Origin of the sequence: Geodermatophilus sp. DSM 44513, assembly GCF_032460525.1 — a bacterium.
Taxonomy (GTDB): Bacteria; Actinomycetota; Actinomycetes; order Mycobacteriales; family Geodermatophilaceae; genus Geodermatophilus.
Map to the genome: position 1 here is coordinate 2460006 of NZ_CP135963.1, position 25846 is coordinate 2485851.

23 protein-coding genes are annotated in these 25846 nt (G+C 76.1%); 7 read left to right on the top strand and 16 right to left on the bottom strand.

What is annotated here, in order from left to right; all coding sequences use genetic code 11:
- Nucleotides 1–2 precede the first annotated feature (2 nt).
- From RTG05_RS11890 to RTG05_RS11900, 3 genes are all read left to right on the top strand, one after another.
- A complete protein-coding gene (locus tag RTG05_RS11890; RefSeq protein ID WP_166528804.1) occupies nt 3–866 on the top strand; it encodes an alpha/beta fold hydrolase in 864 nt (287 codons plus the stop codon).
- A 147-nt stretch (nt 867–1013) separates the two neighbouring features.
- Complete coding sequence (locus tag RTG05_RS11895; RefSeq protein ID WP_166528805.1) at nt 1014–1445, top strand: VanZ family protein; 432 nt, start codon at nt 1014–1016, stop codon at nt 1443–1445.
- Nucleotides 1446–1658: 213 nt separating this feature from the next.
- Complete coding sequence (locus RTG05_RS11900; protein WP_166528806.1) at nt 1659–2267, top strand: hypothetical protein; 609 nt, start codon at nt 1659–1661, stop codon at nt 2265–2267.
- A gap of 18 nt (nt 2268–2285) precedes the next feature.
- On the opposite strand, the gene RTG05_RS11905 is transcribed toward RTG05_RS11900, so the two are convergent.
- Nucleotides 2286–2957 (bottom strand): response regulator, encoded by a 672-nt coding sequence (locus RTG05_RS11905; RefSeq protein WP_166528807.1) that lies wholly within the window; start codon nt 2955–2957, stop codon nt 2286–2288.
- Nucleotides 2954–4576, bottom strand: a complete 1623-nt coding sequence (locus tag RTG05_RS11910) for a sensor histidine kinase (RefSeq protein WP_166528808.1) — start codon at nt 4574–4576, stop codon at nt 2954–2956. The genes RTG05_RS11905 and RTG05_RS11910 overlap by 4 nt, the downstream gene beginning before the upstream one ends.
- A 130-nt stretch (nt 4577–4706) precedes the next feature.
- On the opposite strand from RTG05_RS11910, the gene RTG05_RS11915 reads away from it, so the two are divergent.
- Nucleotides 4707–6143 carry a cation:dicarboxylate symporter family transporter gene (locus tag RTG05_RS11915; protein ID WP_166528809.1) on the top strand — a complete coding sequence of 479 codons (1437 nt, stop codon included), beginning with the start codon at nt 4707–4709 and terminating at the stop codon, nt 6141–6143.
- Between the two features lie 69 nt (nt 6144–6212).
- Here the strand turns inward: RTG05_RS11915 and RTG05_RS11920 are convergent, their stop codons facing one another.
- The 4 genes from RTG05_RS11920 to RTG05_RS11935 form a co-directional block, all read right to left on the bottom strand.
- Nucleotides 6213–7706 (bottom strand): MFS transporter, encoded by a 1494-nt coding sequence (locus tag RTG05_RS11920; RefSeq protein WP_166528810.1) that lies wholly within the window; start codon nt 7704–7706, stop codon nt 6213–6215.
- Nucleotides 7707–8122: 416 nt separating this feature from the next.
- Nucleotides 8123–9556 carry an ATP-binding protein gene (locus tag RTG05_RS11925; protein WP_166528811.1) on the bottom strand — a complete coding sequence of 478 codons (1434 nt, stop codon included), beginning with the start codon at nt 9554–9556 and terminating at the stop codon, nt 8123–8125.
- Nucleotides 9553–11211, bottom strand: coding sequence for an FAD-dependent oxidoreductase (locus RTG05_RS11930; RefSeq protein ID WP_166528812.1), 1659 nt, complete (start codon nt 11209–11211; stop codon nt 9553–9555). The genes RTG05_RS11925 and RTG05_RS11930 overlap by 4 nt, the downstream gene beginning before the upstream one ends.
- A gap of 118 nt (nt 11212–11329) precedes the next feature.
- Nucleotides 11330–11698, bottom strand: a complete 369-nt coding sequence (locus RTG05_RS11935; protein ID WP_166528813.1) for a thioredoxin family protein — start codon at nt 11696–11698, stop codon at nt 11330–11332.
- Nucleotides 11699–11806: 108 nt separating this feature from the next.
- Between RTG05_RS11935 and RTG05_RS11940 the strand changes: the two genes are divergently transcribed.
- The gene (locus RTG05_RS11940; protein WP_315911826.1) at nt 11807–12154 is read left to right on the top strand and encodes a UBP-type zinc finger domain-containing protein; all 348 of its coding nucleotides are present in this window, start codon (nt 11807–11809) and stop codon (nt 12152–12154) included.
- A 174-nt stretch (nt 12155–12328) separates the two neighbouring features.
- Here RTG05_RS11940 and RTG05_RS11945 read toward each other — a convergent pair whose 3' ends face one another.
- A complete protein-coding gene (locus RTG05_RS11945; RefSeq protein WP_315911827.1) occupies nt 12329–13018 on the bottom strand; it encodes a TetR/AcrR family transcriptional regulator in 690 nt (229 codons plus the stop codon).
- Nucleotides 13019–13102: 84 nt separating this feature from the next.
- Nucleotides 13103–14494 carry an MFS transporter gene (locus RTG05_RS11950; protein WP_166528814.1) on the bottom strand — a complete coding sequence of 464 codons (1392 nt, stop codon included), beginning with the start codon at nt 14492–14494 and terminating at the stop codon, nt 13103–13105.
- Nucleotides 14495–14709: 215 nt separating this feature from the next.
- Between RTG05_RS11950 and RTG05_RS11955 the strand changes: the two genes are divergently transcribed.
- Together RTG05_RS11955 and RTG05_RS11960 are read left to right on the top strand one after the other, a co-directional pair.
- Nucleotides 14710–15588, top strand: a complete 879-nt coding sequence (locus RTG05_RS11955; RefSeq protein WP_166528815.1) for a shikimate dehydrogenase — start codon at nt 14710–14712, stop codon at nt 15586–15588.
- Nucleotides 15578–17440, top strand: coding sequence for a sugar phosphate isomerase/epimerase and 4-hydroxyphenylpyruvate domain-containing protein (locus RTG05_RS11960; RefSeq protein WP_166528816.1), 1863 nt, complete (start codon nt 15578–15580; stop codon nt 17438–17440). The genes RTG05_RS11955 and RTG05_RS11960 overlap by 11 nt, the downstream gene beginning before the upstream one ends.
- A 41-nt stretch (nt 17441–17481) precedes the next feature.
- Here RTG05_RS11960 and RTG05_RS11965 read toward each other — a convergent pair whose 3' ends face one another.
- The 8 genes from RTG05_RS11965 to RTG05_RS12000 form a co-directional block, all read right to left on the bottom strand.
- Nucleotides 17482–18189, bottom strand: coding sequence for a dienelactone hydrolase family protein (locus RTG05_RS11965; protein WP_166528817.1), 708 nt, complete (start codon nt 18187–18189; stop codon nt 17482–17484).
- A gap of 41 nt (nt 18190–18230) precedes the next feature.
- A complete protein-coding gene (locus RTG05_RS11970) occupies nt 18231–19028 on the bottom strand; it encodes an NAD(P)-dependent oxidoreductase (protein WP_166528818.1) in 798 nt (265 codons plus the stop codon).
- Nucleotides 19029–19054: 26 nt separating this feature from the next.
- Entirely contained in the window at nt 19055–19288 is a 234-nt protein-coding gene (locus tag RTG05_RS11975) for a hypothetical protein (protein ID WP_166528819.1), read from the bottom strand.
- 110 nt (nt 19289–19398) lie between these two features.
- A complete protein-coding gene (locus RTG05_RS11980; RefSeq protein WP_166528820.1) occupies nt 19399–20685 on the bottom strand; it encodes a S8 family serine peptidase in 1287 nt (428 codons plus the stop codon).
- Between the two features lie 167 nt (nt 20686–20852).
- Entirely contained in the window at nt 20853–22517 is a 1665-nt protein-coding gene (locus RTG05_RS11985; RefSeq protein WP_166528821.1) for a thiamine pyrophosphate-binding protein, read from the bottom strand.
- Complete coding sequence (locus RTG05_RS11990; RefSeq protein ID WP_315911828.1) at nt 22514–23305, bottom strand: cyclase family protein; 792 nt, start codon at nt 23303–23305, stop codon at nt 22514–22516. The genes RTG05_RS11985 and RTG05_RS11990 overlap by 4 nt, the downstream gene beginning before the upstream one ends.
- 39 nt (nt 23306–23344) lie before the next feature.
- A complete protein-coding gene (locus RTG05_RS11995) occupies nt 23345–24997 on the bottom strand; it encodes a SpoIIE family protein phosphatase (protein WP_315911829.1) in 1653 nt (550 codons plus the stop codon).
- Nucleotides 24998–25189: 192 nt separating this feature from the next.
- Nucleotides 25190–25789: a YceI family protein gene (locus RTG05_RS12000; RefSeq protein ID WP_166528822.1), complete on the bottom strand. Its 600-nt coding sequence runs from the start codon at nt 25787–25789 to the stop codon at nt 25190–25192.
- Nucleotides 25790–25846 lie beyond the last annotated feature (57 nt).

Here is a 25846-nt window from a genome sequence, read left to right on the forward strand (position 1 = left end):
CCATGAGCAGGATCTCCCCGGTCACCGGTCACTACGTGACGCTCGAGGTCGACGGCCTGGAGTACAAGGTCTTCTACCTGGAGAACGGCAGCGGACAGCCCCTGGTGTGCCAGCACACCGCCGGCTGCCACAACCACCAGTGGCGCGGCCTGCTGGAGGACGACGAGATTACCGCGAAGCACCGGGTCATCGCCTACGACCTGCCCCGACACGGCAAGTCCGACCCGCCGGAGAACATCGAGTGGTGGAAGGAGGAGTACCAGCTCACCGCCGACCACTACGTCAACTTCATCGTCGCCCTCTGCGATGCCCTGGAGCTCGAGGACCCGATCTTCATGGGTTCCTCCTTCGGCGGGAACGTCGCACTGCAGCTCGCCCTGCGCCGTCCCGATCGGTTCGCCGGCGTCCTGTCGGTGGAGGGCGCCGACTACTCCCCCGGCTTCTACCTCGACTGGTGGCAGCACCCGCACGCGAACGCAGCGCAGGTCTGCGCGAGCGGGGTGTGGGACCTGATGGCGCCGCAGTCCCCCGAGGCCGACCGCTGGAAGACGTGGTTCTACTACTCGCAGGGCTCGGAGGCCTTCAAGGGTGACCTGTACTTCTACTCGGTCGACCACGACCTGCGGGGCCGGCTCGGGGAGATCGACGGCGACCGGTGTCCGGTGGTGATGCTGACCGGGGAGTACGACTACCTCACGACGCCCGAGGACAGCGCCCGCACCGCCGGTGAGATCAAGAACGGCACGTTCATCGCCATGCCCGAGATCGGGCACTTCCCCATGAGCGAGAACCACGCCACCTTCCGCCGCTACCTCATCCAGGCGCTCGAGACGCTGCGCGACGCCAAGGCGGCGACGTCCGGCTGAACCCCTCTCCCCCGATCCGGTGGGGAGAGGGGTTCAGCCGCCCCACCGGATCAGCACGGGTGCTCCAGGCGTCGGCCGGCAGCCGCCGCCAGCCGACGTCCAGCCGCCTCGCAGGCTCCGCTCGGGCAGCCGCGGCACCGTGGGGGCATGGACGCCGACGCCCGCCGACCCCTGGACGCCGCCCTGCTGCTCGCCGTGCTCGCGGTGGTCTGGCTGACCCTCACCCCGGCCGGCGGGTCGGGGTGGGCGTGGGGGGCGCCGCTGACCGAGCTGCGCTGGTACGCGACCGGGCTGGACTCCGGGACCACGCTGCTGCAGCTGGTCGGCAACCTGGTGCTGCTCGCGCCGCTGGCCGGCCTCGCCGTCCTCCGGTGGCCCGCGCTGGGCACCCCGGCCCGCCTGCTCCCGCTCGCGCTGGCCGCCGGGGCCGCCATCGAGCTGCTGCAGTGGGCGCTACCCCTGGGGCGGGTGGTCTCCCCCGTCGACGCCGCGCTCAACGCGACCGGCGCGGTGGTCGCCGGGTCGGCGGTGGCGCTGGCCGCCCGTCTCGCGCAGCGGGGGACCACCCGGCTCTGCTGAGGCGCCCGCGAGGCGTCTCCGCGGGAACGTCCTCGGACTCCGGACCTCGACGGCGCTCCCGCGGGATCGGTCCTCGTACTCGGCGCGCTGCCAGGCGGAGGAGCCGCCGGGTGCGGTCACCCGTCCGGGGGAAGGGACCTCCCGTCCTGGGGGCAGGCAGGGACAGTGGCGCTCGTGGATCCGGCCCCGCGCGTACCGCCGCGGGGACCCCGCGTGCCACGGGCGCCGATGGTGGCCGCGGGGGTCCTGGCGCTGGGCGCGACACTGCTCGGCTCACTGCCGTGGCCACGGCCGCGGTGGGCAGGGGCTTCGGCGTGGCTGCTCGCCGACGTGCCCGTCTCCCTCGGGGTGGTCGTGCTCGCGACCGCCGTGGGCTGCGTCGGCACCGCGGTGCGGCTCACCGGATCGGTGGAGCCCCTGCGCCGGGGGGACGTCCGGACCTGGCTGTGGCTGGCCCTCCTGCTGATCGCCGCGGCGGCGCTGGTGTGGAACGCCCTCTACGCGGCGGCCCTGTCGACGATCGCGTTCGGTGCGGTGATCCCCGTCTTCCACTGGCTCTTCACCTTCCTCCCCGCCGTCCTCGCCGGGGCGCTGTTCGCCAGTCGCGGACAGGCTCGGTGGTCGGCTGCACTCGGCACCGGGGTCGTCACCGTGCCGCTGTTCGCCCTGTCCTGGGCACTGCTCTCCCCGGCACTGTCGCTGGACGGGATCCTCGGCACGCTGTGGACCACCGCCGTCCTGGGCGTCGTCCCCCTCGCCGTCGGAATCGCTGCGGCGGGGGCGATGGGCGGTGCACCGACCGTCGGCGACGGCATCTCGTAGGCACCGGGAGCCGTCCGGTCAGCGCCAGCGGTACTCCAGCTCCGGGCGGCCGGTGCCGCCGTAGCGCGGGGCCCGGTCGACCAGGCCGGCGTCGGCGAGGTACTCCAGGTAGCGGCGGGCGGTGATCCGCGAGGCGCCGATCAGCTCGGCGGTCTCCGCGGCCGACAGCCCCTCCCCGGCGGCCCGGACGGCGGCGACGACGGCGTCCAGGGTCTCCCGGCCCATGCCCTTGGGCAGCGGCGCGGGCCGGGTCGGGCGCATCGCGCCGAGCACCCGGTCCACGTCGTCCTGCCCGGCGGCGTCGCCGGGCTCCCGCGACCGCGACCGGTACTCGGCGTAGGCGGCCAGCCGGTCGCGCAGCGCGGGGTAGGTGAACGGCTTGAGCAGGTAGCCGACGACGCCGTGCGCGGCCGCCGCCCGCACGACCGTCAGCTCCCGGGCGGAGGTGACGGCGAGGACGTCGACGGCCGCGCCGGCGCCGCGGATGCGCCGGCACAGGTCGATGCCGTGCGCGTCGGGCAGGTTCATGTCCAGCAGCACCAGGTCGACCGGCACCCGCGACAGCGCGTCGAGGGCGGCCGCGCCGGTGCCGGCGACCGCCGCGGTGGCGAAGCCCGGCGTCCGGTCGACGTAGGCGCGGTGCGCCTCGGCGGCGACCGGCTCGTCCTCGACGACCAGCACGCGGATCACCGCGCCGTCCCGACGGGGGAGACCACCGGCAGGGCGACGGTGAACAGCGCGCCGGGACCGGGCCGGACGGTCAGCGTGCCGCCGTGCCGCGCGACGGTCGAGGCGACCAGCGCCAGGCCCAGCCCGCGGCCGAGCCCGGACGGCGCCTCGCCGGTGTCCTTGGTGCTCCAGCCGCGCTCGAACAGGTGCGGCAGGTCCTCCTCGCGCACCCCGGGCCCGGTGTCCTCGACGCGGACCTCCAGCCGCCCGCCGCAGACCTCCGCGGCGACCTGGACCTCCCGCGGCGGGTCGCCGGCCAGGGCGGCGTCGATCGCGTTGTCCAGCAGGTTGCCAACGACGGTGACCAGGTCGCCGCCGGGGATGCCGGTCTCCCCCACCGCGGTCGCCGGGTCGACCTCCAGCAGCACGCCGCGCTCGTGCGCGGTCGCCGCCTTGCCCAGCAGCAGCGCGGCCAGCACCGGGTCGCCGACGGCGTCCACCACCCGGTCGGTGAGCCGCTGGGCCGACGCCAGCTGGGCGGTGGCGAAGTCGATCGCCTCCTCGGTGCGGCCGAGCTCCACCAGGGAGACCGTGGTGTGCAGCCGGTTGGCCGCCTCGTGCGCCTGGGCGCGCAGCGACTCGGCGAACGCCCGGATGCCGTGCAGCTCACCGGTCAGCGCCTGCAGCTCGGTGTGGTCCCGCAGCGTGACCACCGCGCCTGCCGCGCGGCCGCCCGGCCGCGGCGGCGCCTGGTTGACCACCAGCACCCGGGTGCCGGTCACGTGCACCTCGTCGACGGCGGTCCGCTGCTGGGCGAGCGCGGCGGTGAGCCCCGACGGCAGGCCCAGCTCGGCGACGTGCCGGCCGGTGGGGTCGCCGGTGAGCCCGAGCAGCCGGCGCGCCTCGTCGTTGACCAGTTGCACCCGGCCCTCGTCGTCCACCAGGAGCAGGCCCTCGCGGACGGCGCGCAGCACGGCGTGGTGGTAGTCGACCATCCGCGCCAGCTGCGCCGGGGACAGCCCGTGGGTCTGCCGCCGCAGCCGCCGGGACAGCGCCACGCTGCCCAGCGCCCCAACGCCGAGGGCCACCGCGCCGGCGCCGGCGATCCCGGGGACGGCGGCGGCGAGGTCCTCGCCGATCTCCTCGACGGTGACCCCGGCGGAGACCAGCGCGACGACGTCCCCGTCGCCGTCCCGCACCGGGCCGGTCGCCCGGACCGACGGGCCCAGCGTGCCGGTGTAGGTCTCGGTGAAGGTGTCCCCGGCCAGCGCCGGCTCCACCGTGCCGATGTAGGGCCGGCCGATCTGCGCCGGGTCGGGGTGGGTGAAGCGGGTGCGGTCGGGGGCCAGCACGGTGATGAACGACGTGCCGGTGTCGGCGCGCACCGCCTCCACGTAGGGCTGCAGCACCGCGGTCGGGTCCGGGCCGGTCACCGCCTGCACGACCAGCGGGGAGTCCGCGATCGACTCGACGATCGCCGTGGTCCGCTCCTCCGCCGCCGTCTCGACCGACGCCCGGGCGTCCCGGTAGGCCTCGGCGGTCGCGGTCAGCACGACGGCGCCCACGACCAGCGCCTGGAGCAGCAGCAGCCGCCGGGCCAGGCTCGCCTCGCCGCGGCGGCGCGGGAGCAGGGCGGGCACGCCCGCAGTGTGCCGCGTCCGTGTACGCAATGAACGAATGCGTGACCGCGGTCACCCGCGACCCGCACCGTGGACGTGCCGGCCCGGGACGGGCGGCGCCCCTCCCCCCTCGGACTCCCCAGGAGCTCTCATGGCCTCAGGCACGGTCGCCGAACAGCCACCTCCCGCGACGCGGCGGGACCGCACGCACTGGCTGTACATCGCGGTCATCGCCGCGGTGCTCGGCGGCATCGGGGTGGGCTTCGCGTTCCCCGAGTTCGCCGTCTCGCTCAAGTGGCTGGGCACCGCGTTCGTCGCGCTGATCAAGATGCTGATCGCGCCGGTCATCTTCTGCACCATCGTGCTGGGCATCGGCGCCATCCGGCAGGCGGCCAAGGTCGGCCGGATCGGCGGCCTGGCGATGGGCTACTTCCTGCTCATGTCCACCGTCGCGCTGGCGATCGGCCTGGTCGTGGGCAACGTGCTCAGCCCGGGCGAGGGGCTGCAGCTGTCCGAGGAGCTGCGCGGCGAGGGCGCCGAGCTGGCCGGGGACGCCGAGGAGTCCGGGGGGACGACGGACTTCCTGCTGGGCCTGATCCCGACCACGCTGGTCTCCGCGCTGACCGAGGGCTCGGTGCTGCAGGCGCTGCTGGTCGCGCTGCTGACCGGCTTCGCCATCCAGGCCATGGGCCGCGGCGGCGAGCCGCTCCTGCGCGGCATCGGGCACTTCCAGAAGTTGGTCTTCCGCATCCTGGCGATGGTCATGTGGGTGGCCCCGATCGGCGCCTTCGGGGCGATCGCCGCGGTTGTGGGCGAGACCGGCGTGGACGCCCTGACCAGCCTCGCGGTGATCATGCTGGGCTTCTACGCCACCTGCGCGGTGTTCGTGCTGGTGTTCCTGGGCCTGCTGCTGCGCCTGGTCGCCGGGGTCAACGTGTTCTCGCTGCTGCGGTACCTGGGCCGGGAGTTCCTGCTGATCGTCTCCACCTCGTCGTCGGAGACCGCGCTGCCCCGCCTGATCGCCAAGATGGAGCACGCCGGGGTCAGCCAGCCGGTCGCCGGGATCGTCGTCCCGACCGGGTACTCCTTCAACCTCGACGGCACCGCCATCTACCTGACGATGGCCTCGCTGTTCATCGCCGAGGCCCTCGGCGACCCGCTGAGCGTCGGCGAGCAGATCGGCCTGCTGGCCTTCATGATCATCGCCTCGAAGGGTGCGGCCGGGGTCACCGGCGCCGGCCTGGCCACGCTGGCCGGCGGGCTGTCGGCGCACCGCCCCGACCTGCTCGACGGCGTCGGCCTGATCGTCGGCATCGACCGGTTCATGTCCGAGGCGCGCGCGGTGACCAACTTCGCCGGCAACGCCGTCGCCACCGTGCTGATCGCCACCTGGACCAAGGAGCTGGACCGCGGGCAGCTGACCGCTGCGCTGTCCGGCGACAGCCCGTTCGACGAGACCACGATGCTCGACGACCACGGCGGCGCCTCCCCGGACGCCGACCTGCCGTCCTCGGCGACGAACGCCGGCCCCGGCCAGCGGGACGCCGAGGCCGAGCAGCGCCGGCTGGCCGAGGCCGCGCTGCGCTGAGCACCCGCCCCCGACCCGGCGCGGCCGCACACCTCCACGGGGGGTGTGCGGCCGCGTCGCGTCGGAGGCTCAGGAGTGGACGGCGTGCCAGTGCCGGTCGTCGTGGTCGTCGGCCTCCCGCTCGGCGGCCTCCTCCCGGCGGGTGCGGCGCAGGTCGACGACGGCCAGCGCGAGCGCGCCGGCGATGCCGACCAGGGCCACGCCCAGCCCGGCGGCCGCGGCGAGCGGGTAGTCCTGCCCGGTCGAGGCGAGGACGACGTAGAACAGGCCCGGCAGTGCCGCCGTCCCGATGGTGGCCCCGAAGCGCTGCGCGGTCTGCAGCCCGCCGCCGGCCGCCCCGGCCATCCGCACCGGGATGTCGCGCAGCGTCATCGTGATGTTCGGGGAGATGACGAACCCGCCGCCCAGCCCGCCCACCAGCAGCGCCGGCGCCACGGCCCACGGGACGGCGTCGGGCGGCACGAGCAGCAGGACGGCGACGGTGGCGCCCAGCCCGGCCAGCACGCCGAGCAGGCCCAGCACGGTGAGCAGCCGCCCGACGCGCTCCACCACCCGACCGGCGACCACCGCGGCGACCGCCGAGCCGAGGGCGAACGGGGTCACGGCCAGCCCGGACTGCAGCGGGGTGAGCCCCAGGCCGGTCTGGAAGAACAGCGCGAAGACCAGCCAGATGCCGCTGAACCCCACGAAGTAGACGGTGCCCAGCGCCGCGCCCAGGCCGTAGCCGCGGGTCTGGGTCACCAGCCGCGGGTCGAACACCGGGTCGCGGCCGCGGCGCACCTCCCACTGCTCCCAGGCGACGAAGGCGACCAGCACCAGCGCGCCGGCCGGGAACAGCCACCACAGCCGGGTCAGCCCGCCGGACTCCGCCTGCACCAGCGGCAGCAGCAGGGCCAGCGACCCGGCGCCCAGCAGCAGCACCCCGCCGCCGTCGATCCCCCCGCGCCGGCCGGAGCCGCTGCGCGGCAGCAGCCGCCAGGCGAGCACGAACGCGACCACGCCGATCGGCACGTTGACCCAGAAGATCCACCGCCAGTCGGCCACCTGCAGCAGCAGCCCGCCGAGGACCGGGCCCACCGCGGTGGAGATCCCGACCACGGCGCCGAACGCGCCGAAGGCCCGGCCGCGCTCGCCGCCGCGGAACAGCTGCTGGATCAGCCCGGAGTTCTGCGGGGCGAGCACGCCGGCGGCCAGACCCTGCGCCAGCCGGGCGGCGATGAGCAGGCCCACGGACGGCGCCGCCCCGGCGGCGGCGCTGCACAGCACGAAGGCGGCCATCCCGATGAGGAACATCCGGCGCCGGCCCAGGGCGTCACCGAGCCGGCCGGCGGGGACCAGCATCAGCGCGAACGTGAGCGCGTACCCGGAGACCACCCACTGCACCGCCGCGGGCGAGGCGCCCAGGTCGCGCTGCAGCGTGGGCAGGGCGACCGACACGATGCTGACGTCCAGCAGGCTCATGAAGCCCGCGACGAGGGTCACCCACAGGGCGTGCCAGCGCCGCGGGTCCGGCTCGTAGGCCTCCTCCCCGGCGGTCCGGTCGAGGTCGGGCCGGGCCGTCACGGGCGCCTCCGGGGTGCTGGGGCAGGCGCCGGGGTGCGCGTCGCCGTCCCCCGCGATCCTCCGCCGGACCGGGCGGGGCTGCAGGGCGACCGGCGCGCCGCACGAGAGCCGCCGTGATCACCGGCGAGAGGCGTCGTGCGACCGCCACAGTCGCCCCATGGGAGCCGCCGTGCGACCGCCGCAGCAGCCCTGCAGCGCGGCTCCGGCGGCGGCTCCGCGGCCTCGGTGCCCATCGGACCGCCGGTCCGGCCGCAGGGGCGCCTCTCGCGCCGCCGCTCGGGCCGCGGGCCGACCGGGGCGCCGCGCCGTCCTCCTCCCCCGTGACCATCGGCGGGTGGCTGCCCGCGCCGGCGAGTCGCCCGACCACCTGCCGATGATCACGGGGGGACGGCGGCGGAGGGCCGCGCGCCGCGACGTCAGGCCGCGGGCGGCTCGGTCAGCGGCAGGCGCACCTGGAAGCGGGTGTCGCCGGGCTGCGATCGCACCCGCAGGTCACCGCCGTGCCGGGTCACCACGACGCGGTAGGAGACGTCCAGCCCCAGGCCGGTGCCCTGGCCGACCGGCTTGGTGGTGAAGAACGGCTCGAAGACCCGCTGCCGCAGCTCCTCGGGGATGCCCGGGCCCGTGTCGGCCACCTCCACCAGCGCCTGCTCGCCGTCCCGGGCGGTGCGCAGGGTGAGCGTCCCGGTGTCCCCCATGGCGTCGAGGGCGTTGACGATGAGGTTGGTCCACACCTGGTTGAGCTCGCCGGGGTAGCCGGGCACCGGCGGCAGCGACCGGTCGTAGTCCTTGACCACCCGCACGTCGGGCGGCGTGCGCGCGGCGAGCATGACCAGCGTGGCGTCCAGCCCGGCGTGCAGGTCGGTGGGCTGGTGCGGGGCGCGGTCGAGCTGGGAGTACTGGCGGGCGGCGTCGACCAGGCCGGAGATCCGCCCGGTGCTGTCGGTGATCTCGGCCAGCAGCGACTCGGTCTCCACCGCGTAGGCCAGCCAGCGCAGTGCGGGTTCCAGCGCCGCGGGCTCCACGGTGTCGGCGACCCGCTGGAGGTCCTCGGTGTCCAGGCCCGCCCCGACGAACACCCCGGCGAGGTCCCAGGCGCCGCTGACGTCCCGCTCGTCCAGCCAGTCGCCGAGGGCGTCCTCGCGGTCGCCGCGCTCCAGCGCCGACAGCTCCGGGGCGCGGCCCACCCGGGCGACCAGCTCCTCCTGCAGCCCGGTGAGCGACCGCAGCACCGCGCCGTCGAGGCGGCCCTCCGACAGCAGCGCCAGCTTGTGCCGCATGCCGGCGAAGCGCTCCCGCAGCGCGGCGGCGGCCCGCGTCGCGGCGGCCGCGGGGTTGTTCAGCTCGTGGGTGAGGCCGGCGGTCAGCTTGCCCAGTGCCAGCAGCCGCTCCCGCTGGGCGACCAGCTCCGCGGCGTTGCGCTGGCCGAGGAACATCCCCTCCAGCAGGTGCACCGCCATCGGGTACCAGCGGCGGAAGACCTCGGCGAACTCGGCCGCCGGCAGCTGCAGGAAGCGGCAGTCGGTCACCGCGTGCACCGACGTCGGGTAGCGCTGCTCGAGCCGGTCGCCCATGTAGAACTGCACCGCACCGGAGTAGACGCCGCGGTGGGACGTCCGCACCGTCTCGACCTCCGCGCCGCCCACCAGCCGGGACATCCGCAGCGTGCCGTCGAGCAGCACCGAGAAGCAGCGGGCCGGCTCCCCCTCCACCGACACCGCCGCCCCGGCCGGGTAGGACACGACGTCGGCGTGCGCGGCGACCCAGGCCAGCTGCTCCTCGTCGAGGTCGGCGAAGAGGAACAGCTCCCGCAGCTCCGCCGCCGACAGCCGCTGCGCCGCGGTGGTCACCGTTCCTCCAGGTAGCGGTGCACCAGCGTGACGGCCATGGCGCCCTCGCCGACGGCCGAGGCGACCCGCTTCACCGAGTCCGCGCGCACGTCCCCGGCCACGAAGACCCCCGGCACGCTGGTCTCGAGGAAGTAGGGGTCGCGGTCCAGCGACCAGCCCGGCGGGCGCCGGCCGTCGTGCACCAGGGCGGGCCCGGTGGGGATGAAGCCGCGCGCGTCGCGGACCACGGCGCCGTCGAGCCAGTCGGTGCGCGGGGCGCCCCCGATGAAGACGAACAGGTGGCTGGCCGGCAGCGTCTCCCGCTCCCCGCTCTGCGCGTCCTGCACGGTGATCGCCTCCAGGTGCCCGTCGCCCTGGACCCCGACCACGGTGCTGCAGGTGCGCACGCGGATCGACGGGATCTGCGCGATCTGCTCGATGAGGTAGTGCGACATCGACGCCTCCAGCGACGGGCCGCGCACCAGCAGGGTCACCGAGCGGGCGTAGCGGGCGAAGAACACCGCCGCCTGCCCGGCGGAGTTGGCGCCGCCGACGACGTAGACGTCCCGGTCGGCGCAGTCGGCGGCCTCGGTGGTGGCCGAGCCGTAGTACACGCCGCGCCCGGTCAGGTCGTCGCAGCCGGGAACGCCGAGGCTGCGGTAGGAGACGCCGGTGGCCAGCACGACGGCGCGCGCGGCGACGCTGCGCCCGTCGTCCAGGCGCAACACGCGCTTGGGGCCGTGCGCCTCCAGGGCGACCACGTCCCGGGTGAGCAGCAGCTCGGTGCCGAACTTGACCGCCTGCCGGCGGGCCCGCTCGGCCAGGTCCGCGCCGGAGACGCCCCCCGGGAAGCCCAGGTAGTTCTCGATCCGGCTGCTCTGCCCGGCCTGCCCGCCGGTGGCCTCGCGTTCCACGAGCACCGTGCGCAGCCCCTCGGACGTGCCGTACACCGCGGCGCCCAGCCCGGCCGGCCCCCCGCCGACCACGACCAGGTCGTAGAACTCCTCCTGCGGGTCGACCCCGAGCCCCACGGCGGCCGCGAGCTCGGCCTCGCCCGGGTGCCGCAGCACCTGCCCGTCGGCGGTGACGACCACCGGGACGTCGTCCGGCCCCGCGCCGGCCGCGGCGAGCACCCGCTGCCCCTCGGGCTCGTCGACGCTGTACGCGGTGAACGGGACGGCGTTGCGGGCCAGCAGGGTGCGGGCCCGGAAGGACGGCGCCGACCAGCGGTGGCCGACCAGCTTGACGCCCGCGACCTCCGGGTCCGGGGTGTCGTGCCAGGTCCGCAGCATCTCGTCGACGCGGGGGTAGAGCTTCTCCTCCGGCGGGTCCCACGGCTTGAGCAGATAGGCGTCGACGTCGACGTCGTTGATGGCCGCGATCGCGGCGTCGGTGTCGGCGTACGCGGTCAGCAGCGCGCGGCGGGCCCGCGGGACGAGGTCCATCGCGCGCTCGAGGAACTCCACGCCGGTCATCTCCGGCATCCGGTGGTCGGCCAACAGCACCGCCACCGGGTCCCCGCGCAGCTTCAGCTCGCGCAGCGCCTCCAGGGCCTCGGCACCGGAGCCGGCGCGCAGCACGCGGTACCGCTCCCCGTACTGACGGCGCAGGTCACGGGCGACGGCCCGGGAGACCCCGGGGTCGTCGTCGACGGTGAGCAGGACGGGTCGGGCCATGACGCCTCCTGGCCGGCCCACCGGGCGGACCGGTCGGTGTGCGGGGAGGACGGCGTGGTCGCCGGCCGCCGTCCACGGTAGCCCCTGCGCGGCCCCGGGCGACGGCCTCGACGGCCGCTCAGCGGCGGCGGACCGGCTCCGGGAAGGTCTCGCGCACCGCGGTCATGTCCAGCTCGCGGACCGTGGCGATGAGCAGCTCCACGGAGTCCGCCGGCAGCCAGCCCGGCTCGGCGAACACCGGCACGCCGTCGCGGAAGACCATCAGGCTCGGCGCCCGCTGCACCCCGACGGCCGCGGCCAGGTCGGGCTCGGCGCGCACGTCGACGCGGGCGAAGCGCAGGTCGGGGTGCCGCCGCGCCGCCGCGTCGAAGACCGTGGCGAACGCGCGGCTGGAGCCGGAGGCCTCGTCGCGGAAGTCGACCAGCACGATGCCCGCCGCGGCCGTCACCGCCGCGAAGTCCCGGCCGGAGAGCCCGTCGGTGCCCATGCCGTCTCCTTCCCCCCGGGCACCGAGTGTGCCCGGCCCGCCCGCGGACGGCTTCCCGGACGCCGTCGGCACGCCTACCGTGGGCACCCCGGACCGGAGGAGACCGCCGTGGACGTCCGCACCGCGATCGACCCCTCGGTCCCGCCCAGCGGGACCGGCTGCGTGGAGTGCGACGCCACCGGCGGGTGGTGGTTCCACCTGCGCCGGTGCGCCCGGTGCGGGCACGTCGGCTGCTGCGACTCCTCGCCCGCGAAGCACGCCCGCCGGCACGCGGCCGAGGCCGGGCACCCGGTGATGCGCAGCTTCGAGCCCGGCGAGACCTGGTTCTGGGACTTCGCCCGCGAGGAGCCCCTGGACGGCCCGGAACTGGCGCCCCCGGAGCACCGGCCGCGCGAGCAGCCCGCCCCCGGCCCGCGTGGCCGGGTGCCCGCCGACTGGATCGCGCAGCTGCACTGACGAAGGACCCTCCTGCCCCCCGCCACTCGCAAGCTCGCGGCGGGACCCTGCAGGAGGGCCGGGCGCGGGGCCCTGCGACGGGGCCGTTCCAGCACGTCACCACACTCGCGGAGGGGCCCTGCGACGGGGCCGCTCCAGAAGGTCACCACACTGCGGTGGGGCCAGCGGGGTCCTTCAGCGGCGGGTGGTGAGGTGGGCGACGACGAGGTCGCAGAGCATCCGGCGCTGGTGGTCGCGGAGGGCGGGGTCGAGCATGTCCCGGCCGAACAGCGCCCGCCAGGTGTAGCGGTTGGCCGTGCGGTAGATGCAGAAGCCGCTGATCACCTGGTGCACGTCCAGCGCCTCGAGGTCGTCCCGGAAGACGCCGGCCTCGCGTCCGCGGGCGAGGATGCGCCCGAGGACGTCCAGGGCGCGGGTGTTGAGGTTGGACAGGCGGTCGGACCTGGCGACGTGCTCGGCGCGGTGGATGTTCTCGATGCTCACCAGCCGGATGAAGTCCGGGTGGGCCTCGTGGTGGTCGAAGGTGAGCCCGGCCAGGGCGCGGATCGCCTCCACCGGGTCCAGGTGCTCGACGTCGAGCCGCTGCTCGAGGTCGCGGATGCGGCTGTAGGCCCGCTCCAGGACGGCGACGTAGAGCTGCTCCTTGCCGCCGAAGTAGTAGTAGATCATCCGCTTGGTGGTGCTGGTCTTGGCGGCGATCTCGTCGACGCGGGCCCCGGCGTAGCCCCGGTCGGCGAACTCGCTGGTGGCCACGTCCAGGATCTCGGCGCGGGTGCGCTCGGCGTCGCGCGAGCGCGGCAGGGGACGGACGGAACCGGCCGCCCCGTCGTCGTCGGGCAGTGGCTGGACGGCGGACGGCGGCACGGCGGTGGTCCTCCCGGTGCGGTCTGGGGCCTGCGAGCGTAGGTGGCCGGGCCGACACGACGTCGGCCCGGCCACCTCGCTGCCTCACGCCGAGGTGCGGATGCGCTCGTACTCCTCGCGCGGCACCACCGGGGCGTCGTCGCGGCCCAGGTCGTCCAGGTGCACCCGGTGGGTCTCCCGGGCCGACCAGGCCGCCGTCGCCGCGACGACCCCGATGCCGAAGGTGATGCTGCCGACGATCAGCGGCACGTTGGCGTCGCCCGGGGCCACGATCGCGTACAGCGTGGGCAGGAACGCGGTGATCATCGTGCCCAGGTTCTGCGAGACCGCGAAGGCGGTCACCCGGGTCCGGGTGGGGAAGAGCTCCTGGTAGAAGGCCGGGAAGACCGCGTTGTAGCCCTGGTAGACCACGCCCCACATGAGGATGGCGAGGGCGAAGGCCCCGACCACCGAGCCCTGGCTGATCGCGTAGAGGTAGGCGAAGGACAGCAGCGTGGAGCCCAGTGCGCCGGCGATGATGCAGGGCCGCCGGCCGATGCGGTCGGACAGGTCGCCGACGAAGGGGATCAGCAGGACGGCGACCGCGTTGCCGACCACGGAGATCCACAGGTAGGTCGCGGTGTCGAACTCGATGCCGTAGGCCTCGCTGGTGGCGTAGGTGGCGCCGAAGACGGTGGTGGCCACCGGGACGGCGTTCATCAGCGCCATGCAGATCACCCGCAGCATGTCCGGCCCGCTCTCCCGGACCGCCTGGACGATCGGGGCCTTGGGCACCTCACCGTGCACGGCCTCCTCCTGGAAGGCCGGGGTCTCGTCGACGCGGCGCCGGATGACGATGCCGGCGAGCACCACGAGCGCGGACAGCAGGAACGGGATGCGCCAGCCCCACGACTCGAACTGCGCGTCGGGCAGGAGGGAGGCCAGCGGCAGGAAGACCGCGGCGGCCAGGATCTGCCCGGCCTGCACCCCCTGCAGGGTGTAGCTGGCGTAGTAGCCGCGCCGGCCGAAGGGGGCGTGCTCGACGATCATCGCGCTGGCGCCGGAGATCTCCCCGCCCACGGCGAAGCCCTGCACCAGCCGCAGCACCACCAGCAGGGCCGGGGCCAGCAGGCCCACCTGCTGGTAGGTGGGCAGCAGGGCGACGAGGAACGTGGACACGCCCATCAGCAGCATGCACAGCACCAGAACGTTCTTGCGCCCGCGGGTGTCCCCCCAGTGGCCCAGCACGAAGGCGCCGATCGGGCGGGCGACGTAGCCGACGCCGAAGGTGGCCAGCGAGACGATGACCCCGATCTGCGGGTCGGTGTCCGGGAAGAAGATCGTCGGGAAGACCAGGGCGGCGGCCTGGGCGTAGATGAAGAAGTCGTAGTACTCCAGCGCGCTGCCCATCCAGCCGCTGGCCGCGGCCTTCCTGGGCGTCTTCTCGAACTGGCTGGGCTCGTGCGAGCCGGGGGGCTCGACCACTGCGTCGCGCATCGGTCCTCCAGGGGCGGGGTGCGCCGGTCGGCGCGGGGACGGCGGTGCTGGCGCGGCCCGTGACGAGTCCCACGACCGCAATGAACTACTTGGTACATTAGCGTGGCGGAGAGCACAAGACCCCGTCCCGGAGTCGTCGCCGACGCTGGCGCCGATCCCCCGGCCGTGGTCTGCTGCACACCAACTCACCAACTGGTACACAGGGGGCGGTCCGAGTGACGGACGACGCGCAGAAATTCCTCGTCGGCCTGGTCGGCAGCGGCATCGGCCCGTCGCTGAGCCCGCCGCTGCACGAGCGCGAGGCCGACGAGCTGGGGCTGCGCTACCTCTACCGGCGGCTGGACCTCGACGTCCTGGCCCGCCCGGCGTCGGCGGTCGGCGAGGTCCTGGCCGCCGCCCGGCTGGCCGGCTACGACGGGCTCAACGTGACCCACCCGTGCAAGCAGCTGGTCCTCGGTCACCTCGACGAGCTCTCCCCCGACGCGGCGGCCCTGGGCGCGGTGAACACCGTCGTGCTGCGCGGCGGGCGGGCGGTCGGGCACAACACCGACTGGTCCGGCTTCGCCCGGGCCTTCGACCGCGGCCTGCCCGAGGCGGCGCTGGACCGCGTGGTGCTGCTCGGGGCCGGCGGCGCCGGCGCCGCGGTCGCCCACGCACTGCTCACCCTGGGTGCCACGCGGCTCACCGTCCTGGACGTGGACGGGCAGCGGGCCGCCGCGCTGGCCGGGTCGCTGGCCGCGCGGTTCGGGGTCGGCCGCGCCGACGGCGGCGACCTCGCGGGGCTGCCCGCGGCCCTGGCCGGCGCCGACGGGCTGGTGCACGCCACCCCCACCGGCATGGCCGCCCACCCCGGCCTGCCGCTGGACGCCGCCCTGCTGCGCCCGGAGCTGTGGGTCGCCGACATCGTCTACCGGCCGCTGCGGACCGCGCTGGTGCGCACCGCCCGCGAACGCGGCTGCCGGGTGCTCGACGGCGGCGGCATGGCGGTGTTCCAGGCCGTCGACTCCTTCCGGCTGTTCACCGGCGTGGAGCCCGACGCCGGGCGGATGCTGGCCCACTTCACCGAGCTGGTCTCCGGCGCCCGTGTCTCCTAGGCGCCGAGCGATCGCCACGGTCTGCCTGTCCGGCACGCTCGAGGACAAGGTGGCCGCGGCCGCCGCCGCCGGGTTCGACGGCATCGAGGTCTTCGAGCCCGACCTGGTCGCCTCCCCCTGGACGCCGGACGAGCTGGCCGCCCGGTGCACCGACCTCGGCCTGTCGGTGGACCTCTACCAGCCCTTCCGCGACCTGGACTCCACCGACCCGGCCCGCTTCGCCCGCAACCTGCACCGCCTGGACCGCAAGCTCGACGTGATGGCCGCGCTCGGCACCGACACCGTGCTGGTCTGCTCCTCGGTCGCCCCGGACGCCGTCTCCGACCCCGACCAGCTGGCCGGCCAACTGGCCACGGCCGCCGCGCGCGCCGGTGCGCGCGGGTCGCGGATCGCCTACGAGGCGCTGGCCTGGGGCCGGCACGTCTCGACCTGGGAGCGGTCGTGGGACGCCGTCCGCCGCGCGGACTCCCCGGCTCTGGGCCTGTGCCTGGACAGCTTCCACGTGCTCTCCCGCGGCGGGGACCCGGCCGGCTTCGCCGACGTCCCCGGGGAGAGGCTGTTCTCCCTGCAGCTGGCCGACGCACCCCGCCTGGCGATGGACGTGCTGCAGTGGAGCCGCCACCACCGGCTCTTCCCCGGCCAGGGCGCCTTCGACCTGCTCGCCTTCCTCGCCGCGGTGCTCGCCACCGGGTACGCCGGGCCGCTGTCGCTGGAGGTGTTCAACGACGTCTACCGGCAGGCCGACCCGGCCCGGACGGCGGTCGACGCGATGCGCTCGCTGCAGTGGCTGGAGGAGGCCCTGGCGCTGCGTTCCCCGGGCACCGGACCGACCCCGCCGCCGGCCGCGCCGGCGCTGTCCGGCTGGTCGTTCACCGAGCTCGCGGTCGACGGGGTCTCCGGACCGCGGGCGGCGCAGGTGCTGGCCGCCCTCGGCTTCGCGCACACCGGCCAGCACCGCTCCAAGCCGGTGCAGCTGTGGGAGCAGGGGGCCGACCCGGCGCGCCGCGCCCGGGTGCTGGTCAACGCGTCCGTCGTCCGCCCGGCCGCGGCCGGCGTCGCCTCGGTCGCCGCCCTGGGCCTGGAGAGCGCCGACCCGGGCCGCTCCGCCGCGCGCGCGGAGGCGATGAGCGCGACGGTCCTCCCCCGCACGCGCGGGACGGCCGAGGCCGAGCTGTCCGCGGTCGAGGCGCCCGACGGCACCGAGGTGTTCTTCACCCGCACGGTCCCCGACGGGTGGCCGGCGGACTTCCTGCCCACCGGCGAGCGGCCCGGGACCGGGGCCGGCATCACCGGCGTCGACCACGTCGGGCTGACCCAGCCGTTCGACTCCTTCGACGAGGCCGGGCTGTTCTACCGCGCCGTCCTCGGCCTGGAGCCGCAGGAGGTGACCGAGGCCGCCGCGCCGTTCGGGCTGGTGCGCACCCGCGCGGTCACCGACCCCGGCCGGTCGGTGCGCCTGGCGCTGTCGGCCGCCACGCTGCGCCGCGGCGGCTGGGCCCCGGGCGTGCCCGAGCCGCAGTACGTGGCGCTGGCCACCGCGGACCTCGTGGCCACCGCCCGGGCCCTGCGCGACGCCGGGGCGCCGCTGCTGGCGCTGCCGGTCAACTACGCCGACGACCTGGAGGCCCGCCTGGACCTGCCCGCGGACGTGCTGGCCGCCGTCCGCGAGCACGGGCTCATGTACGAGGAGGACGCCCACGGCGGCTACCTGCACCTGGCCACCGAGGTGCTCGGCGACCGGGTGTTCTTCGAGGTGGTGCAGCGGCTGGGCGGCTACGACGGCTACGGCACCGCCGACGCCCCGGTGCGGATGGCCGCGCACCGCCGCCGTCGCCAGGCGGCCGCGCGGTAGTGGAGGCGGGCAGCGCAGGGATCCTGCGCTGCCTGCCTCCACTACCGCAGGTGGGTGTGGAAGAAGCGCAAGATGCGCGCCCAGGCGTCCTCGGCGGAGGGGTGGTGGTAGCTGAACCCGCCCACCCGCTCCAGGACGGCGAACGGGCCGGTGTTGTGCCGGTTCATGAAGGAGTGCCCCGCGTCGGGGTACTCGCGCACGTCGTGCGGCACGCCCTGGTCGGTCAGCAGGGTCTCCAGCCGCTGCGCCGCCCCGCGGAAGGCCCGGTCGCGGCGGCCGTAGCTGGCCACGACCGGGCAGGCGCCGGCCAGCACCTCCTCGGCGTTCTCCGGTACCAGCCCGTAGTTGGGCGCCGAGACGTCGAAGCCGCGGGTGGCGCCGAGCAGCGCGAAGCCGCCGCCCATGCAGAACCCCAGGACGCCGACCCGGCCGGTGCAGTCCGGCCGGCCGGCCAGCCAGGTGCGGGCGGCCTCCAGGTCGCCGAACGCGGTGCCCTCCTGCCGCAGCAGGTCACCGAAGGTGCGCTTCAGGCAGCGCGCGGCGCCGCCGGCGCTGAACAGGTCGGGGGCCAGCGCCAGGTAGCCGGCGGCGGCCAGCCGGTCGGCCTGCTGGCGGGTGTCGTCGGTCAGCCCGAAGGCCTCGTGCACGACCACCACGCCGGGCCACGGGCCCTCCCCCACCGGGGGGACGGCGAGGTGGGCGCGCAGCTGCGGGGCGCTGGCGCCGCCGGGGATGGTCGTCGCGGGCACGGGCGGCTCCGTCGTCGTCGGGCGGGGGCAGGTCCCGGACGCTACCCAGCGCGCCGCGGACCGGCAGGTCGGTCGGCGAGGGCGGCGAGCTGGTCGGCGGCGGCCTCGGCGACGCGCGGCGGCACGCCGAGGTCACGCAGCTGCTCGGCGGCCGCCGCCATCTCGGCGGACCGCCGGCGGGCGTGCCGGTGGGACCCGGTGACGAACGCGTCGACGTCGGCGGCGGCGAACCGGTCCAGCTCCGCGCCGATGTCGGCGCGCAGCCAGTCGGCGACACCGGCGGCCTCGGCCCCCTCCACCGCCTCGACGACGGCGGCGGCCACGCCCTTCCAGAAGACGCTGCGCAGCAGCTTGCGGGAGATGGCCGCGCCGGGCGGGCCGTCCAGGACGTCGACGATGACGCCGAGGCCGGCCAGCGCCCGCGCGTAGCCGGGGGCGCCGTCGCCGGAGACCAGCATCGGGGTCCGCAGCCCCTTGCCGGGGACCGTCGACAGCAGGGCCACGTCGGCCACCGGCACGCCCCGCCCGGTCAGGGTCGCGGCCAGGTCCCGCTTGACGCCCGGCGCCGCGGTGTTCAGGTCGGCCCACACGGTGCCCGGGCGCAGGGCCGGCAGTGCGGAGCGCAGCGCGACGGGCGCGTCGGCGGCGCTGTTGACGCTGAGCACCACGTCCGCGTCGGCGACCGCGGCGGCCTCGCCGTCCCGCGGCTGCACACCGGGGACGGCGGCCACCCGCGGGTCGTAGCCCCGGACGTCGGCCCCGGCGGCCACCAGGTCGCGGGCGATCTCCGACCCCGCCTCGCCGAGCCCGAGCAGCGCGAACGCCGGCGGTCGGTCCACGGTCCCCCCTCCTCCCCCGGCGCCGGCTACTGGACCGGCGCGTCCGGGGGCGGCAGCCGCACCCGGCGGGCCTCCTCCACGGCGGCCACCCCGGTGACCCGCAGCTCGGCCAGCGGCCGGCCGGCGGGCAGCCGGCCGGAGATGACGCCGATCTCGGTGAGCACCTGGTCGACCTGCATCCCGCGCTCGCGCAGGGACGCGGCGACCGCGCCCAGGTCGGCCAGGTGCGCGTCGTCGACGGTCACGATCACGGCGGTCACCGGCGCACCGTAGCCGCGGTCGGGCCGCCGCGGGGGCGGTGCTCCCGCGGACGCCGCCCCCGCGGGTGACGCCGCCCCCGCCGGACGACGTCGCGCCGGACGACGTCGCGTCACCGCGGCGCGAGCGGCAGCCCGGCGCCGACGTCCACCGACGGGAGCGGCAGCCGCCGGGCGGCCCGGTCCAGCGCCCACCACAGGTCCCGCCCGCGCAGGCCGGTCTGCTCGGCCCAGAGCGCGGCCAGCCCGGCGACGTGCGGCGTGGCCATGCTGGTCCCGCTGATCGTGTTGTAGCGGTCCGGCAGCGGCCACGAGGAGTAGACGTCCACGCCGGGCGCGGCCAGGTCGACCTGCCCGCCGGCGACGGCGGTGCTGCGGGCGGAGAACCAGGCGACCTCGAGGGCGGCGTCCAGCGCGCCGACGGCCATGATGTCCGGGCTGTTCGCCGGCGCCCCGACGAAGCCGACCTGCCCGGAGCGGCGGTCGGCGTTGTTGCCCGCCGCGGCGACGATGAGCGACCCCTGCTCCAGGGCCCGCCGGCCGGCGGCGGTGTAGGCGGGGCTGGGCTCCGGGGTGTCCGCGCCGAGTGACATGGAGACCACCTGGCAGCCGTTGCGCACCGCCCAGGCGATGCCGGCGAGGATCTCCGCGTCGGTGCCCGACCCCTCGTCGCTGAGCACCTTGCCGACGAACACCTCCGTCTCCGGGGCGACGCCGTAGCCGCGGGCGCCGTCCAGGACGCGCGGCCCGCAGGCCGTGCCCACGCAGTGCGTGCCGTGCCCGTGCCCGTCCTGCGCGGACTCGCCCGGGACGAACGACGTCGCCGTGAGCGCGCGCCCGGCGAGGTCGGGGTGGGCCAGGTCGACCCCGGTGTCGAGCACCGCGACCCGGATGCCGCGCCCGGTGCGCGGCGAGGTGGCGGCCTCGGTGGCCTGCAGCCCCCAGGTGTGCTGCGGGGTGTCGGCGTACAGCGGCGCGGTCGGCGCCGGGGCCGCGGCCGCCCCGAGCAGGCGCCCGGTGAGGTCGGCGACGGCGTCCCGGTAACCGGCCAGGTAGCCCTCGGGGACCTCCGGCAGCACGTGGTGCACCAGCTCCGGGGTGACCGCGAGCACCGCCGCGTCGCCGGCCAGCCGCTGCGGGTCCACGGTGGCCACGGCCAGCCCGAGACCGGGGAAGACGACTGCCTCGGCGTCGCGCAGCCGGCCCGCGTCGACGTCGCCGGGCTCGACGTCGCGGGAGTCCGCGACGTCGGACAGCCCCGCGATCCGGCGCATCGCGGCCGCGGTGTCCTCGGCGGGGTCGGCGAAGACCACCACCGAGCGACCGGTCGTCGCGGCCGGCGGCAGTGCGCCGGCCCGGTCGCGGCCGGGTCGCGCTCCGGGCGTCGGTCGTCCGATCACGGCTGCCTCCTCGTCCGGTGGGGCACCGGGCGGGAGCCCGGCACGAGAGCCATCGTGACCCGGTGCGACCTCCTCCGCCCCCTCGGCAGCCAGCGGCGGGCTGGAACGGCCTCCCCGCAGGGGCCCGCCGCGAGCTCGCGAGCGGTGGGGGGCAGGGAGGTCCTTCTTCAGTGGCCGCGGAAGGCCTCCGCCAGCCACCACGACGGCTCCTCGGCGGCCACCTTGGCGTCCACGAGCAGCGGCGTGCTGCGCGGGCCGGCCACCCAGGAGGCCACCCCCGCGAGGTCCCCGGGCGCCCGCACCGTGACCGCGGTGAACCCGTGGCCGCGGGCGATCGAGGCGAAGTCGGTCTCCGGGAAGCGCACTGTGTCCAGCGGGTGCCCGTGCGGGCCGAAGTGGTGCACCTCGGCGCCGTACGCGGCGTCGTCGTAGACCACGACCACCATCGGCAGGCCCAGCCGCACCACGGTCTCCAGCTCCGCGGCCCCCATCAGCGCGCCGCCGTCGCCGAGTGCCGCGACCGGCAGCCGGTCCGGCCGGGCCAGCGCCGCGCCGATCGCCGTGGCCAGCCCCAGGCCGACGGACTGGAAGGCCTGGGTGAAGCAGGACCCGGCCTCGTCGGGGACGTCGAGGAACGCGCTCGGGTAGCCCATGAAGTTGCCCGAGTCGACCGCGACCACCCGCTCGGCCGGCAGCAGGTCGTCCAGCCCGATGGTCAGCGTGCGCGGGTCGATCCGGCCCGGGACGGCGGCGGGGGTGAACGGCACGTCCCGCCAGCGCCCCCGCTGGGCGATCGCCGTCCGCACCTCCCCGGAGCGGTAACCGGGGACGGCGGGACCGCCGAGCGCGGCCTCGACGGCCGCCGCGGTCAGCCCGACGTCCCCGACCACGCCGACGGCGACCGGGCGGTGCGCGCCGACGGCGGCCGGGTCGTCGTCGACCTGCGCGACGACGGCGCCCTCGGCGATGAGCCGGCCGTGCCGCATCGTCCACATGTTCAGCGCGCAGCCCCAGCCGACCACCAGGTCCGCACCGCCGATCAGCTCGGCGGCCAGCGGGGAGGCGAAGCCGCCGGACACGCCCACCGACCACGGGTGACCGGCGAACAGGCCGCGCACCACCGCCGAGGTGGCCAGCAGCGCGCCGCACCGCTCGGCCAGCGCCGCCAGCTCCGCCCGCGCGCCGCGGGCCCCCCGGCCGGCCACGAACACCGGGCGCCGGGCGGCGCGCAGCGCGGCCGCCAGCCGCTCCACCGCCTCCGCGTCGGGCGGGACCGGGGCGGGCGCGGGCAGCGGCGGGAGCGCGGCCGGGGTGGTGAGCTCCTGGGCCTGCACGTCCAGCGGCAGGTTGACCAGCACGGTGCGCCGTCCGGAGACGGCGGTGCCCACGGCGGCGGCGACCGTGTCCAGCGCCCCGGCGGCCGAGGCGACCCGCATCGGCACCGCGCCCACGGCGGCGGCCAGGGCGGACTGGTCGACGGCGAAGTTGGACAGCGGCGAGCCCGCCTCGGCGGCGAGCACCACCAGCGGGGTGCGGCTCTTGGCCGCCTCGGTGATGCCGGTCAGCGCGTTGGTCAGCCCGCAGCCCTGGTGCAGCGTCAGCGCGGTGGGCCGGCCGGTCACCCGCGCGTGCGCGTCGGCCATGGTCGCGGCCCCGCCTTCGTGGCGGGCGGCCACGAACCGCGCCCCGGCGGCGACCATCGCGTTGGTCACCAGGAAGTTGCCCGACCCGACGACGCCGAACGCGGTGTCCACGCCCCAGTCGGCCAGCGCCGTCCCCACCGCCTCGGCGACCGTGCCGCCCTGTCCCCCGCCCGCCCCCGGCCGCGTCACCCGCGCTCGACCAGGGCCAGCACCCGCGCCGGGGACCCCGAGCCGGAGACGATCGGCAGCGGCGCGGCCACCAGCACCGCGCCGGTCGGTGGCAGCAGCGCCAGGTTCTGCAGCTGGGTCAGCCCGTACTTCCCGCTGCCCATGAGCCCGGCGTGGCAGGGGAACGGCGGGTCGAAGGAGTGCGCGGCGCCGGCGTCGGTCCCGACGGTCTCCACGCCCAGGCCGAGCACCGGTGCCTCCTCGGCCAGCCAGCGCGCGCACTCCGGGGAGACGCCGGGGGTGTGCGGGCCGGTGTCGTCGGCGTTGAGGAAGTCCTCCTGCGAGGCGCTGCGGGCGTCCCAGCCGGTGCGGTACAGCAGCCAGCCGCCGGTGGGTAGCGGACCGTGCTCGGCCTCCCAGGCGCGCACGTGGTCGACCTCCAGCAGGAAGTCGGGGTCGGCCGCGGCCTCGGCGGAGAAGTCGAGGACGGCGGCCGGCGCGACCAGCCGGGCCGCCGGGACGGATGCGACGTCCTCCCCGCCGGCGCCGGTGACCCAGTGGTTGGGCGCGTCGAAGTGCGTGCCGGTGTGCTCCCCGGTGCGGAAGTTGTTCCAGTACCAGGCCGGGCCGCGGTCGTCGTACCGGCTGAGCTCCTCCAGCTCGAAGCGCGCGGTCTGCGCGAACTGCGGCGGCAGGGCGATGACCGGGGTCTGCGCCGACAGCGGGGCGGTGAGGTCGACGACCTCGATGCCCCCGCCGGCCAGCGCGGCGGCGAACGCGGACAGGGCGGACATCGGGAGGGCCTCCACGGGGTCGCAGGGTGCGGCCCGGAGAGCATGCCGCACGCGCTACTGCGCCCCGCAGCGGACGGCGACGACGGCGACGTCGTCCTCCGGGTGGTTGCCGACGATCCGCTCGATGAGCGCGTCGCACAGCCGGTCCGGCGGGACCGGGCCGAGCTCGCGGACGGCGGCCACCAGCCGCTCGGTGCCCTCGTCGATGCCGGTGCGGCCCTGCTCGACCAGCCCGTCGGTGTGGAACAGCAGGGTGTCGCCGGCGCCGATCCGCACGACGGAGTCGGTGCGCGGCCGGGTGGACTCCGCCCCCAGCAGGGTCTGCGGCTCGGCCGACAGCAGGTCCACCCGGCCGTCGGCGTGCAGCAGCAGCGGCGGCAGGTGGCCGGCCGACGACCAGCGCAGCAGCCGCCGTCCGCTGCCGGTCAGCTCGGCGGGCTGCTCGATGCGGGCGATCAGCGCGGTGGCCAGGGTGCCGATGCGCAGGCCGGTGAGCGCGGCGTCGACCCGGGTGAGCACCTGCGCCGGCTCCTCCTGCCGGTCGTAGGCGATGCCGCGCAGGATGCTGCGCACCTGGCCCATGGCGGCCGCGGCGTCCACGTTGTGGCCGACGACGTCGCCGATGACCAGCAGCGTCGCGCCGTCGGGCTGCTGGAAGGCGTCGTACCAGTCACCGCCCACGTGCAGGCTGCTCGACGCCGGCAGGTAGCGGACGGCGATCTCCAGGTCGTCGGGCTGCGGCGGCGGGGTCAGCAGGCTGCGCTGCAGGGTCTCCGCGACGGCCAGCTGCCGGTCGTAGAGCCGGGCGTTGTCGATGGCCAGCGCGGCGCGGCGGGCGACCTCCACCGCGGTGGCGATCTCCATTTCGCCGTGCTGGGGGCGGTCGACGCCGTTGACCAGGGCGATGACGCCGATGGTCTCGGTGCGCGCCCGCAGCGGGACGACGGTCATGGAGCCCGCGCCCAGCCGCTCCCAGGCCGCCCGCAGCTCGGGCCGCCCGCCGAGGCTGGGCTCGACGATCGCCGGGTCGATGGTGGGCAGGTGGATCGGCTCGCCGGTGAGCAGCGCGGTCACCAGCGGGTTGTCCTCCGCGGCCCCCCGGGTGCGGTTGTCCAGGTAGAAGTCGAGGTCGGCCCGCCCGGCCGGGTCGCGGTGCGCCCGGCCCTCCGCGACCGGCGCGCCGTCCTCCCCGAGCACGCTGACCATCGACCAGTCGGCCAGCCGGGGCACCACCAGCTCGGCGAGCGTGGCCACCGACTGGGCGGGGTCCAGGGTGCTGGACATGGCCTCGCTGACCTCGGCGAGGAACCGCAGCCGGTCGTACTCGGCCACGTCGGCGACCGGGTCACCGGGGCCGTCGGGTACCGGGCCGGCGCTGCGCCGCAGCCACACGTGCAGCGCGTCGCCGTCCCGCTGCGCCGTGGCGTCGATCCAGGCGCTCACCGGCGGGTAGAAGCCCCGCCAGGTCACCCGGCCACCGGCGCTGCGCGCGTGCAGCAGGAAGCTGTGGAAGATCGTGCCGGCCAGCTCGGGCAGCGCGATCCAGATGTTGCGCCCGGCCAGCTCCTCGTGGCGGCGGCCGAGCAGGTCGGCCGTGGCCTGGTCGACCGACACCAGCGTCCAGTCGCCGTCGAAGACCGCGACCGCCGGCTGCCGGGTGGCCGCCGGCGCGGTGACGAGCGCCGCGGGCACTGCCGCATCCGTCACGTCGTCCTGCGCCTCCGGTCCGGTGCAACCTGCGTTGTCGCCGGGAGGAGGGTACGCCCCCGGTGGGGCACGTGCGGCCACCCTTCAGGGGCCCGCGTCGAGCCCACGTGGCCTTCCTGCAGGGCCCCGCCGCGAGCCTGCGAGTGGTGGGGGGGCAGGGAGGTCCTTCCTGGGGGGAAGGGTGGTCCTCTTTCAGGTGACCCGGACGGCGGAGACGTCGAACTCGATCTGGATGCGGTCGCTGACCAGCACCCCGCCGGTGTCCAGCGGCGTGTTCCAGGTCAGGCCCCAGTCGCTGCGCCGGATGGCCAGCGCCCCCTCGAAGCCGACCCGCAGGGCGCCGAACGGGTCCCGGGCCGAGCCGGTCAGCGTGAAGTCGACCGACACCGGGCGGGTGGTGTCGCGGATGGTGAGGTCGCCGGTGACCGCGTAGGTCTGCGGGTCCACCTGCTCCACGTCGGTGGAGCGGAACACGATCTCGGGGTGGCCCTCGACGTCGAGGAAGTCCGCGGAGCGCAGGTGCGCGTCCCGGTCGGGCACGCCGGTGTCGATGCTGGCCGCGGCGATGCGCAGCTGCACCGAGCTGGCCGGCGGGTCGGCGACGTCGAGGTGCGCGGTGCCGGAGAACTCACCGAACGACCCGCGCACGGTGGTCACCATGGCGTGGCGGGCCCGGATGCCGATGCGGGTGTGCGCGGCGTCGACCTCGTAGTCCCCGGTGACGTCGTCGAGCGCGATGGTGGCCGCGTCGAAGTCGGTGGGGTCCGCGTCAGGTGCCCGGTGCTTGCCCACGGTGGGCCTCCTCCCCCAGGGTCCGCGCCCATCCTGACGGATCCGCCGGGACCGGAC